Source organism: Polaribacter sp. (genome assembly GCF_049276715.1).
Taxonomy (GTDB): domain Bacteria; phylum Bacteroidota; class Bacteroidia; order Flavobacteriales; family Flavobacteriaceae; genus Polaribacter.
This window is the reverse complement of record NZ_JBASWY010000006.1, coordinates 62,638-75,583: the sequence shown is the minus strand read 5'-3', so window position 1 is coordinate 75,583 and position 12,946 is coordinate 62,638. Positions and strand designations below refer to the sequence as shown.

Sequence of the window (12,946 nt, the reverse complement as noted above, 5' to 3'; positions counted from 1 at the left end):
CTTTATCTATAGATGGGTTGAGGTCGTAGGCTGGAGAGAGTTCCCAACCCTTGTTTGTAATTATAAACCCATGATTGCGTAAATGATCATCGGTATTGGAAATGGCAATATTAAAAACAATACGGCGCCAAAGTTGCTCGAGATTGCTTTCTATATTACTACCATGGTTTTGAATAAATTCTGCTAATTCTAAATAACTTGCTTGATGATCTCTGATGGACTCTTCGTTATTACCAGTCATGGTCATCGCCGAAGCGAAATGGATTCTTTCGCCATTTTCTCTATCGAAGCGTTTTGTAAAAAATGTATTGTAATTTCCGGTAACCTTTTGGATTTTACATTCAGACATTTTTATACCTGCTTTTAATGCCAATTGATATGCTAGATATTCCCAAGCAGCTTTGTCTGTGGTATCATTTTTTGCAGGAAATTTTGCTATCCACAAATTTTTATCGTTATCTAAAATATTTGCTTTGGGTCTGGCACCACCCAAAGAGGAACCAGGTGCCATTAAAATAGCTAACCATTGTCTTGCTTCCTCATTTTCGGTATCATTTTCAAAGTTTTGAGCAGCCTCTTGAAGTTCACGTATTGATGACCAAGGTGGTGTTGGAGACAGATTGTTATTATCTAAAAATGGACCCTCTACATCTGTTTTAAATCTTAATGCCCCCATTCGGCTTTCATCATACACCCCGAGTAAAAAGTCTATTTCATATAGTGTTTTTGCTGTTTCTCCAATTACAGCTGCTTCTTGAGCCGCTCTTCTTTTTATTAATGTACGTCCCCAAGTATCTGGCATACTGTCTAAAAAGATACCAAAATTTTCTTTATTATTTGGATATTGTGGACCACCATAAAACTGAATATCTGGATCTAATAGCATTTGGTTTTTAGATTTGATCCAGTTTTTATGATATTCGAAACTAAACGCTTTTTTTCCTTTGGCATTTTGTGCTGAGAGGGTACCTATTAATTCGGGTTCATGCATTGGTTTCCAATGTGCGAATACATATATGTCTAGTTTTTTAGTAGCCATTTTACACTTCTAATTTATGAGATTGCTTCGTCGTGCCTTCTCGCAATGACAGTTGTTTTATAATAAATCTAAATCTTGTAATTTTCTTCCGAATTCATCATCGGCTGCAAGTTTTAAGAAATCGTCTTGCAAGCCTAATACTCTTAATACATTGAAATAGGCACCCAATGTTACACTAGGACTCCCTGTTTCAATCAGGTATAATGTACTTCTTACTATATCGGCTCTTTCAGCAACTTGCGTTGTTGTTAGTTTACGTCGCTTTCTTGCTAATTTGATGTTTTCTCCCATTTGCTTAAGAATTACCAAGTGCTTTGGAAATAGTATTTGTGTTTTTTTATTCATGACAACAAAATGATTGTTATTTCAAGCAAATATACGTTAATTGATTGAAATAACAATCAAAATGATAATTTTATTTTTATATATTCTTTTTTGCATTGCCCAATCTTTCGTCAAGCTCAGGAGAAACAAAAAAATCTAGACTTGGATTGTAATTTATATTTATGAGATTCCTCGTCGTTCATTCTTCTCTTTGTTGGAATGACAAAATGGTTTTTATTTTTTTTCATAATACTTTTTCTTGACCAATCCTTCGTCAAGCTCAGGAGAAACAAAAGATCAAGCCTTGAATCTTCGGCGGTCAATTAAGTTTTTGTTGCCTAAAAGAAATGAACTCGCAAAAGCTCAAACAGCATTTCTTTTTTAACGACAACTTCAAACTATTGACGCTCGCCTGCCAGATTCTATGGCGGTTTTGGATTGGGATTTATATTTTTAATACTGCTTGTTGAATATTTGTTTTATCATAATACTTTTTCTCGACCAATCCTTCGTCAAGCTCAGGAGTATTCAAAAATCAAGACTCACTTTTATTTTGCTTGAATTCTACTTTCAAATATTTAATTACCAGTTGAATCATGAATGTGAAAACTACCTTCGTTTATCTTTTGAATTATTACTAAAGGCAATTAAATTAAAAGATTCTCTTAATCTGCTTCTGATTCTGTTGCCATAAAATTGTTCTATTTCTGAAGCTGATAGATTGGTAGTGAGATGTGTTTTTGTTCTTCGACTTTGCTCTGGATGTGTAAAAGCATCGTAACGACTTAGTAAAATTTCTCCCATTACATTGCATTCGTTTCCGAAATATTTTAGGTTGCTTTCTGACTGATTGACTATAGGGTTGCTTTTTTTTTACTTTAATACCATTTAATTTTTAAAAGATAAACTCAATCCAAAATAAACAATCTCACCTTTATACAAATCAAAGTTTGGGATTTGCCCCAGATGATTTGGTGGTAAATTTTTTACTTGATGATACCTTTTTAAACTGGCAGCTAATTTTAGAAGGTCCCCTTTTGTGGCTGGTTTATTTTCCTCTTTTGTAAATAAAGAAATTAATCCTTGCGCAGCTAAATTTCCTCCTAAGGAATTTGCAACTCCTGCGATACTCATCTCTTCAATTTTAGTTTTATCTGTCTTGGTATTATTTCCTGTTGTGACTTCTGTACCTTTTGGTTTTTTGTTTTTCAATTGATGTGAGCGGACTCTGCAACTATTACTACAAAATTTTTGCACACCTCTTCTTTTTGGTACATAGTCTTTTCTGCAGTATTGGCATTCATAGGTTCTTGTTTCCATTTGGCGTTAATTTTACGTACGATTAACGTTTAATCGTGGGTTATTACATTTTTTTACCTTTTGTTAAAAACATGATCCAATAAATAGGGCATAGCTTCTTCTCTGGTAAGAACAGTTTTTCTTTGTTCTCTGTTCTTTCTAAATATTTTGAAATCCTTCTCTAGTTTTTCAAACAACAACAATTGCTCTTCTTTTGGAAGTGCTTTTGCTACTTGATAAACAGTTTCTGAGTTCATTCTAATCTTTAACTTAGGTGTTGCTCTAAATTAAGGATTAAGGAGTAAAAAGAGACTTATGAAAAGACGTCTGAACGATGTCTTTTTATGTCTGTAAATACGCTTTTATGTCTGAAGGGTAATTTTCTATATTTTGAGCGTCACTTCTTTAAGTTCATCTCTGAATTTCTTTACTCTAAAATCGTGGTTTCTGTTATTTTTTTGTGAATAATTTCTGATTTTAGTTAGGTTCATTTCATGCTCGTTATTGACATAATCTATGAACAATTTCTTTGTTCCAGATACTAAATCAAGATCCAGTAAAGATTGATATAAACTTTCTATATGTGATGGTTTTTCTTCTGTAAAACTATCTATCTTATTCTCCACCCACACAAATACTTCAAAACTTATAAATAAATTTTTATATAATTTATAAGCATCTTTCAACTTACCTAATTTACTATATACGATATCTTCTATAAATTGATAACGGTCATTTAGACTGACCAAGACTTTTAACTGACTCTCAAAATTTAACATCTTTAAAAATGTTTCCTCTTCTTTGAATTTAGAGGATTTAAAATAAGCTTCATTACCACTTAAATAAGAAATTAAGTTTTCATAGGTAGCAAGTGTTGAACAGACTCCACTTCTCATTCCTTTTAGTTTTAGAAATCTATTGAATTCTTTTGCATTTTCTATTCCATTTTTGGAAATCTCTTTATTTACAAAATCTACTTTTATATCTATACTATCGTAAATTTCTCTAAAAGCTTCAAGAGCTATCACCTTTTGATCTTGATGCTCCATTCCAAAAACACGATTATTAAAATCTTTAAAAAAGAGATAGAAATAATTATCAATATCTAATTGATAAATTTCGAGTATATACTCATAAAATTCATCCTTAAACTCTTGACTTGGTTGTTTTTCAATACTTAAATTTGGTAAGTATAAAACGCCATCCTTAACATTTAGCTCCGGCGATGAAGCAACAGTATTAGAAACATACACACCACCTTCCAATAAAATATCTATCTGTTTTTCCTTTGGCAAATCATAAAAATCTGTATTTTTCTTGATGCGGCACCAGTACTTTCTTTTCTTCTCCACAGTATCTTTATTTTTTAACTGAAATCCTCTGAGTAATCTTCAGGTAATTCTGCATCAATATCTCTTAAATATTTTTCAAGAGCTACTATTGTAGCATGCCCTGTAATGCCTGTCAATTTATTTTTTACTTCTTGAGCACTCATCGTTTGTCTATACTTCACATATAATTTAGTTACATGGGTGTGTTTGAAGCTATAAATTCCGTAATCTGTTCCCAACTCTAAATGATCTTTTACAGGTTTGAAACGTTTCGAAAATTCATTTCGTTTATTAATCGGTTCTGCTTCCCATACTTCTCCTATTTCATAACGTCCAAACAAATATGCCTTTGGGTCCTTTCCAGATAAATCCGGTATCTTGTCTTGCAGAATTTTAGGAATAATTTTTATCTGAACTGGTTTGTTTTTTGCTTTTACATACATTCTTTTATTTTCAACATCTATATCTTCTATTTTTAATCTACAAATTTCTATGGGGCGTAAAAAACTATAAGATACAAATTGAATGAACAACAATAAAAGAGAATCATTCTTCTCTAAATAGGCATAAATATCCTCTTCTTGTTTGGGTGTATAGGTTTTATTTCTTTTGGGAACAGATTTTAATTTAGGTATTTTTCTAACAAAATTCATTGTTATCCATTCATTATCTTCTAATAGCTGAAACATAGAAGCAATATCTGTTCTGGAGTTATTTCGGTTTCTTGGACTTGTTCTTTTTAAGATATCATTCAGGTATTCTGTAACGAGCCTCTTTGTGATAAAACGAATGGGATTGTCATAATAATTATTTGCCTTCAACCATTTTTCAAAAAGCCCTATTCTACTCTTATATTGTACAAACGAGTTTTTATTCATCATATTGACTTTTAGACCTAGTGTCAACTCAATGGCTTCTGCGATACTTTTTCCAGACTCTTCTTCGTTGATTTGGTTTTCTATCTTTTCTACTTGTTGAATGAACTCCTTTGGTTGTTCTTTTATTGAAGGTTGGTGCGCGATCTTAGTTTCTTGTGAAAATAAGCCCTCTTCTAGGTTGCTATTGTCCTGATACGGATTAAACCCATATTGCAACAATTCTAAAAGCGCTTGTTGCATGGTCTTTAAAAAAGCATAGCGTTCTCTTCTCGTTTTAAATTTATTAGCACCTGCTTTGATGTTGGGTTGTCTTTCTAGTTTACCTGTTACAGGATTACGAAATGAAAAATACACATACCAAGGCCGCTCTAAAGCAGTTTTTTTTTCTGTTGTTGTCAATTTGGACCAAATCGAAATATCTACTCCCCCTGTGTAGATTTTTGGCTCGGAATAATTCAGTTTCATAGTAAAAACGTGTACGTTTTCGTGTACGTTTCGTAAAAGTAAGGAATTTAAAAGCATAAAAAAAACGAATTGTGAGACACAATTCGTTGATTTAATTAGCCTTAAGCCTTGTAGCGGGAACTGGACTCGAACCAGTGACCTTCGGGTTATGAGCCCGACGAGCTACCTACTGCTCTATCCCGCGATTTGGACTGCAAAGATACAACACAATTTTAAACTTATACAAACTTTATTACACTTATTTTTTATTCTCTTATTTCGTAGTCACTTAACAAAACAAACTATATTTGCAAAATGATACATAAAGCTGGCTTTGTAAATATAATTGGAAATCCAAACGTTGGGAAGTCAACTTTAATGAATGCTTTAGTGGGCGAAAAGCTTTCTATTATCACTCCAAAAGCTCAAACTACAAGACATCGAATTTTAGGAATTGTAAATGAGGACAACTATCAAGTAGTTTTTTCTGATACACCAGGAATTATAGTCCCTGCCTATGAATTACAATCCTCTATGATGGATTTTGTAAAGTCTGCTTTCGAAGATGCCGATATTCTAATTTATATGGTAGAAGTTGGTGAAAAAGAGTTAAAAAATGAAGCATTCTTCAATAGAATAATTCATAGCGAAATTCCTATAATTTTATTATTAAATAAGATTGATAAATCTACTCAAGATGAAGTAGAAGAAAAAATAAAATACTGGAAAACTAAAGTACCGAATGCAGATGTTTTTGTTATTTCTGCTTTAGAAGGCTTTAACGTTTCGTCGGTTTTCGAAAAGATCAAAGAATTACTCCCAGAAAATCCTGCTTTTTATCCAAAAGATCAATTAACTGATAAACCAGAACGTTTTTTTGTGAATGAAAAAATTAGAGAAAAGATATTAATTCATTACAAAAAAGAAATTCCGTATTCGGTTGAAGTAGAAACAGAAGAGTTTATAGAAGAAGAACATATAGTGAGAATTCGTTCTGTAATTATGGTTGAAAGAGAAACTCAAAAAGGAATTATTATTGGCCATAAAGGAACCGCAATAAAAAGAGTTGGTGCTGAAGCTAGAAAAGACTTGGAAAAATTCTTCGAGAAAAAAGTATTTATTGAACTGTATGTTAAAGTAAATAAAAATTGGAGAAGTGATAAAAATCAGCTGAAACGCTTTGGTTACAACCAAAGTTAGTTTTATCAAAAAAAATAATGACAAATAAAAAAAAGGTGAAGTTTAAAAACTTCACCTTTTTTATTGTTTGATAATTGATGTTTGAATAGCTTATTCGAATGCTATTTTCTTAGTACCAAAGTTGGTGGTATTTGAATATACTTTCAAGAATAACATACCTGATTTTACATTTACATCCAAGTTCATTGTGTTTTTACCTGATGATAATTCTTGTTGTGCTCTGTAAACTACTTTGCCTGTAACATCATATAAAATGATAGATGCTTGTTCTGATTGCTCACTATGAATCGTTACATTCAATTTCCCTTTGGATGGGTTTGGATATACTTGTAATTCTTTTATCAAAGAATTACTATTGCTATCCGTTCCTAAAGTTCTTGCAACTGCAACAGTTACGCTTACTTGTGCTGTAGAAGCATCGCCATTGGCATCTGTAATGGTGTAACTAAAGGTGTCTACTCCTGTAAAGTTTTGCTTAGGTGTAAACTTTACGGTATTGCCATCTAATTCGATCTTACCTCCAATGTTTGTATAGGTTCCTGATAGTGAGATAGGGTGTGTTGCATTTGGACCATCTGTTCCATAAGAATCGACCCCTGATCCATTATCATTTAAAATATTAATCACGTTATCTACACTGTTTCTAATCACAGATACTGCATCATCTTTTGCAGTTGGCACACTACTAGTTCCTACTGCTATTGGTGACACTGTTACTGTTACTGTTGCTGTAGATTGATCTGTGGTAGCATCTTCAATGGTATACTCAAAAGTATCTGGTCCATTAAATCCTGCCAATGGTGTGTAATCTATCTTTCCATTGTTCACAACAATAGTTCCTCCTGCTGCACTGTTACCAGAAACGATCAGTGGTGTTGCTGATGGTCCATCTGAACCAAAACTATCATTTGCCAAAACATCAATACTGGTTGCTGCACTGTCTTCTAAAACAGTTACTGCATCTGCAACTGCTGTTGGTGTAGCTACTTGGCCTATGGTTACTGTTACCTGAGCAATGGCTGTCTTTCCATCTACGGCTGTAATCATGTAATAAAAATGATCTACACCTACATACCCTGTATTTGGTGTGTATACAATTCTATCATCTAATGGACTTGGGGTTCCTTTAGCATCGATAGTAACACTTCCTTGCTCTGTTAATCCTGTGCTCATTCCATTTACCAAAGTCAATCCTCCGTCTTTTGGACCTGAAGTTCCATAGTTGTCTGCGCCTGAACCATTGTCTGCCAATACATTAATCTCATTATTGGTACTGTTTTGAACCACGGTTACTGCATCTGCTTTTGCTGCAAATACTCCTGGTATAACAGCTGCACTATCTACGGTTACTGTAACTGTGGCTGTATCAGTAGAAACGCCATCGCTAATTGTATATGTAAATATATCCAATCCTGTAGTCGCTAAAGCTGGAGTGTATACTAGAAAATCGTCTGATGTATCTCCTGCTGATCCATTATCATCTAAAGTAATACTACCTCCATTACTACCTGATGCATCAAAAGTGGTGATAGCAGTGTTTGCAAGTAAAATGTCATTTGCGAGTACTAATATGTTGGTGGCTCCTGAATTTTCTCCTACTGTAACTGCATCATCTACGGCTGTTAATACCAATGGAATTCCATTTACGGTAATTGTTACAGTGGCTGCATCTCCATCTCCATTTAAATCTGTTAAGGTATATTTAAAACTATCTACTCCTACAAAATCTTTTCTTGGTGTGTATTTTACTACGTTTCCATCTAATTCTAATTTCCCTCCCTTGTCTGTGTAAAATGCAGATAGTGAGATTGGGTGACTTGCATTGGGTCCATCTGAACCAAAAGAATCTACGCCTGAACCATTATCATCTAAAATGTTGATTAAATTATCTACAGTGTTTTCTGTTACTGAAACTGCATCATCTTGTGCTAAAGGCACATTGCTTGTTCCTGTAGCTGTTATTGTAACTGTTACAGTGGCTGATGAGGATTCATTGTTGGCATCTGTAATGGTGTATTGGAAAGTGTCTGTTACACTTGAGCCTGCGAATGGGGTATAGTTTACTTTACCATTCACTACTGCTATGGTTCCTCCTTGAGTACTTGTTCCTAATGAAACTACTAAAGAACCTACAGTGGCTGGACCATTTGAACCAAAACTATCGTTTGCTAATACATCGATACTGGTTACTCCACTATCTTGAGCTACTGTTACTGCATCTGCAACTGCTGTTGGCATTGCGATTTCTGTTACAGTTACAACTACGGTTGTAATTGAGGTGTCTCCTGCAGTACCTGTAATCATATACTTAAAGCCATCTTCTCCTATAAAGCCTGCTTTTGGTGTATATAAAATCTCATCATCTAAAGTACTTGCTGTACCTTTTTTATCGACACTAATCGATCCTCCTCGATCACTATCGCCTGTGTAATTTCCATTTGGCATCGATAATCCATCATCCATTGCTCCTTGAGTTCCAAAACTATCATTCACCAAAACATTGATACTTGTTGCCCCACTATTTTGTGAAACTGCAGCTGCATCTGGTAAAGCTGTTGGAAATAAAGTTGGATTCACAACATCTACAATCGTTACAGTTACTAAAACAGTCGCTGTAGCTGTATCTCCTCCTGCATCTTTAATAGTATAGGTAAAAGAATCCAAACCTGTAAAGTCTAATTTTGGTGTGTATTCAATCTCTCCTGTATTTGCATTTAAAACGGTAGTACCTCCTTCTGCACTTGTTGCTAAAACTGTCAATGCTTCTGTTGGATGTGATCCATCTGCACCAAAGCTATCATTTGCAATCACATTGATACTGGTTGCTCCACTGTTTTTAGCTACAATCATAGCATCGCCTACAGCTACTGGTTTTGGATTTAAAGATACTGTTACTGCAACATTTGCAGTTGATGCATCTCCACTTCCATCTCCATTTTCGTCTGTAATTGTGTAGCTAAAGTAGTCTGCTCCAGAAAAATTTGGTGCTGGTGTATATTGAACTGTATTTCCTACTAAATCTAATTTCCCTCCTTTGTCTGTATACGCTCCTGAAAGTGAAATAGGATGCGTTCCATTAGCACCATCTGTTCCATAACTATCATTTGCTAAAACGTTAAAAATGTTATTAGAACTGTCTTGGTCTACACTATATGCATCGTTTTTTGCCCAAGGTTTGCCTGCTTCTAAAACAAATACAATTCTTGTTACAACTCTTGTATTTCCTGATGCATCTGAAACTGTATAGGTTACAGGATAACAGCCTACAGTATCTAACATTAATGCTGAAGTATTGATAATGATATCATTGTCATCAACATTCACATCATATTCATCACTTGCGGTTGCTCCTAACTCTACATAAATTGCATCATCACCATTTATAATTTCTATAATTTGTGGATTATCACCGGTTAAAGTTAGTGTTGGTTTTGTAGTATCTACAACATTTACGGTTCTTATTACTTCTACTGCAACATTAGTATTTACATCTATTACGTTATAAGTAACTGTATAAGTGCCTAAAGTGCCTACTCCTGCAAGTGCGTTAGAGGCATCAATTACAATTGTATTGGTTAAAGCTGTATTATCATCATAATTATCAGTAGCTGTTGCACCTAATTCTGTATAAGCTTCATTGTATTCTAAAACTTGAGGGTTATCTCCTACCAAAGTTATGACTGGTTTGGTGGTATCAACAACATTTACAACTCTTTCTACTTCAATGGCTGTATTTGTATTTGCATCTGTTACATTATAGGTTACTATATAAGAGCCTACAATTGCAGTATCCACATTTGTTGCATCAATAACAATACTACCAGAAATATCTCCATCATAATTGTCATTTGCTGTTGCTGTTAATTCTGTGTAAGCTGTATGAACTTCAATAACTTGTGGGTTATCTCCTACCAAAGTTATAACTGGTAAAGTTGTATCTACAACATCTACTAATCTTGTTGCAGTAGTTGCAGAATTACCTGCTGCATCTGAAACATCGTAAGATACAGTAAATTGACCTACAACATTCGTTGCTTGAACTCCTGTTATAGAAATAGTATTGGAAATATCTCCATCTACATTATCTGAAGCTGTTGCTCCTAATTCTGAATAAGCTGTACCTACTTCTATCGTTTGTGTACCTGGAGTATTTAAGGTAATTACTGGTGGTGTTGCGTCTACAATTACAGTTAATGTAACTTGATCTGCAGCATTACCAGACAAATCAGAAACATTATATAATACATAATAGGTTCCTGGAGTATTAATATCCAAACCATTTAAATCTTCAGTTACTGTAAGAACATCAGAATGACCACCAATTATATCAGTAGAAGTAGCACCAAATGTTACACTTCCACCTTGCTGTATTGTTTGCGTAGCAGCACCAATTAGGTTAATTACTGGCGCAGTAACATCTCCTACTCTAACTTCAACTGCATGAACCGAATCTTCAATATTGCCAACATTACTAAAAAGTTTATACCCTACAGCAACAAAATACTCACCACTAGATCCGTTTATATCAACACCCATTACACCAGGAGTATTAAGTGTGAAGGTTGCAAAACCATCAAAGTAAATAGATTGTAAAGCAAAAAATCTAGCTGTATGGTCTGGAGGTATAGTTTCAGAAAGCGTCGCAGTAAACGAACCGTTTCCTGGTACTGCAAGTCTATTTACGGTTTGTGAAAAAGCTGAACTAACTGCAAAAAGTATGCATACTAGTAATAATGTAATTTTATTTTTCATAACATTTATTTTAAATTGATTTAGCCAAGTTTGGTTAGTTTGGTTAGAATGTGCTAAGTCTAGTATGCGAAATTAAGGTTTCTTTATAGTTTATTATACCTCATTAACAAGGATATTGAACCTCATTAATGAGTAAATTGTCGATTAATTATTACAATTCAACGGTTTAATGGTTTAAATAAGTCCGCTTTTAAGAGAGAACTTAATCAGTTGTGCTGTATTTTGACATTCGGTTTTTTCTAAGATTGATCTTCTGTATGTATCTACAGTATGCCTACTGATGCATAATTTTTCGCCAATATTTTGACTACTTAATCCATTAGACATTTCTCTAATAATTTGCAACTCTCTATTGTTTAAATTTATTTTAAACCTAGTATTAAAACGTTGTAGAGAAATTTTTAACTCATCTATAGAAACTGGTTTCAAAAGATAATCGAAAACAGCCACTTTTAAAGCTTTTATTGCGTAATGCGCGTGATCTGAAACTAAAACAATCTTTGTATCAGTTTCTTGCTTACTAATTTCTCCGGCCAATTCTAAACCCGATAAATTTTGCATTTCTATTTGCACAAAGGCTAAATCCAATTCATTTTTTATAATAAATTCTCTACCTTCTTGCGAGTCTACGAAAGTCGCTACAACTTCTACTTCATTAAATTTACTTAAAAGGCTTTTAAAACTTTCTAAAAAAGTTAGATCTGAATCTATAATGATGGTTCTTATTTTGTTCATAACAGTTGGTGAATTCTAATTTTAAAACGATCGAATTGCACGCACAGGATTCAAACTACTTTTAAAAACGCTAGATTCTTGGGCGTTAGAAACATTCACTATTTTTGCATTGTTACCAGAAGCTTCTGTAGAACTCCAGTAAAAACTATTTAACAAAGCACTACCTCCATTGCTTGTTGCTGTATTATTTATAGTTGCAAAACTTTGAGATATTAACTTCAACTCAAAAGCGCTTGGTAAATACCAATCTCCATAAGATACATTGTTTTCAATTACTTCTAATTGATTACAAATTCTTGCTGCATAATCATTACCATCATCGCCAATAAAAACTTGAGTAGAAATTATTACAGTATTATTAGATTTACCTGCAAACAAACCATTTCCTCGTGCATAGGTGCTGCCAAATGTGCCAGCAAACCATTTTATGCCATTACTTTGGTTTTGTTTTGCACATACCAAACCATGTTGTTTCGTTTCATCAACCCAAAAAACAATACCTCCATGAGCGAAGTCTCCTATTTTATATGTTTTTACATTATCAGCTTTTTTTGCATTCAATGCATAGGGCACGCTTAACAATTGGCTTGTTCCAGAAATGGTGTAATTACTACCTCCTGTAATATCTGTTTCAGACTTTATAAAAAAGGTGTCTGAACCCCAATCTATATTTGCAAAGATACCTGTTACTATGCTTCCTGTTCCTATTTCTATAGTCACCAAACCATTTACATTTGTAGTAGCAGCGTGAGTTTCTGCATAAATTACTGTGCCTGTAGATGCGTTTTTTAAAACACTAATTTTAACTCCAATATTGGTATCACCAACTATATTGCCATCTGCATTTCTAACAACTGCCTGATAACTCATTTTTTCTGGTGTTTGCGCTACACTTATTGCACAAATTAATAAAGCGATGATGAGGGTAATCTTCTTTTTCATAC

10 protein-coding genes and 1 tRNA gene are annotated in these 12,946 nt (G+C 33.7%); 1 reads left to right on the top strand and 10 read right to left on the bottom strand.

From position 1 onward, the window contains the following. From WAO74_RS01480 to WAO74_RS01450, 7 genes are all read right to left on the bottom strand, one after another. Positions 1-1,039 (bottom strand): type II toxin-antitoxin system HipA family toxin (locus tag WAO74_RS01480; RefSeq protein WP_422159080.1); only part of this gene is annotated, 1,039 nt, incomplete at its 3' end. Between the two features lie 57 nt (positions 1,040-1,096). Further along, on the bottom strand, positions 1,097-1,330 hold the full coding sequence (locus tag WAO74_RS01475; RefSeq protein ID WP_223445336.1) for a helix-turn-helix transcriptional regulator: 234 nt from the start codon (positions 1,328-1,330) through the stop codon (positions 1,097-1,099). A gap of 921 nt (positions 1,331-2,251) precedes the next feature. Then, the gene (locus WAO74_RS01470; RefSeq protein WP_422159077.1) at positions 2,252-2,683 is read right to left on the bottom strand and encodes a hypothetical protein; all 432 of its coding nucleotides are present in this window, start codon (positions 2,681-2,683) and stop codon (positions 2,252-2,254) included. A gap of 53 nt (positions 2,684-2,736) precedes the next feature. Continuing rightward, positions 2,737-2,919: a hypothetical protein gene (locus WAO74_RS01465; protein WP_422159076.1), complete on the bottom strand. Its 183-nt coding sequence runs from the start codon at positions 2,917-2,919 to the stop codon at positions 2,737-2,739. Positions 2,920-3,045: 126 nt separating this feature from the next. Continuing rightward, positions 3,046-4,014, bottom strand: coding sequence for a hypothetical protein (locus WAO74_RS01460; RefSeq protein WP_422159073.1), 969 nt, complete (start codon positions 4,012-4,014; stop codon positions 3,046-3,048). 14 nt (positions 4,015-4,028) lie between these two features. After that, positions 4,029-5,270 carry a tyrosine-type recombinase/integrase gene (locus WAO74_RS01455; protein WP_422159072.1) on the bottom strand — a complete coding sequence of 414 codons (1,242 nt, stop codon included), beginning with the start codon at positions 5,268-5,270 and terminating at the stop codon, positions 4,029-4,031. A 177-nt stretch (positions 5,271-5,447) separates the two neighbouring features. Then, positions 5,448-5,520, bottom strand: a tRNA-Met gene (locus WAO74_RS01450). Positions 5,521-5,630: 110 nt separating this feature from the next. Between WAO74_RS01450 and era the strand changes: the two genes are divergently transcribed. Next, positions 5,631-6,515: a GTPase Era gene (era, locus tag WAO74_RS01445; RefSeq protein ID WP_422159070.1), complete on the top strand. Its 885-nt coding sequence runs from the start codon at positions 5,631-5,633 to the stop codon at positions 6,513-6,515. A 90-nt stretch (positions 6,516-6,605) separates the two neighbouring features. On the opposite strand, the gene WAO74_RS01440 is transcribed toward era, so the two are convergent. From WAO74_RS01440 to WAO74_RS01430, 3 genes are all read right to left on the bottom strand, one after another. After that, positions 6,606-11,267 carry an Ig-like domain-containing protein gene (locus WAO74_RS01440; protein ID WP_422159068.1) on the bottom strand — a complete coding sequence of 1,554 codons (4,662 nt, stop codon included), beginning with the start codon at positions 11,265-11,267 and terminating at the stop codon, positions 6,606-6,608. Between the two features lie 174 nt (positions 11,268-11,441). Then, positions 11,442-12,002 carry a response regulator gene (locus WAO74_RS01435; RefSeq protein ID WP_422159066.1) on the bottom strand — a complete coding sequence of 187 codons (561 nt, stop codon included), beginning with the start codon at positions 12,000-12,002 and terminating at the stop codon, positions 11,442-11,444. 21 nt (positions 12,003-12,023) lie between these two features. Beyond that, positions 12,024-12,944: a hypothetical protein gene (locus tag WAO74_RS01430; protein WP_422159064.1), complete on the bottom strand. Its 921-nt coding sequence runs from the start codon at positions 12,942-12,944 to the stop codon at positions 12,024-12,026. Positions 12,945-12,946 lie beyond the last annotated feature (2 nt).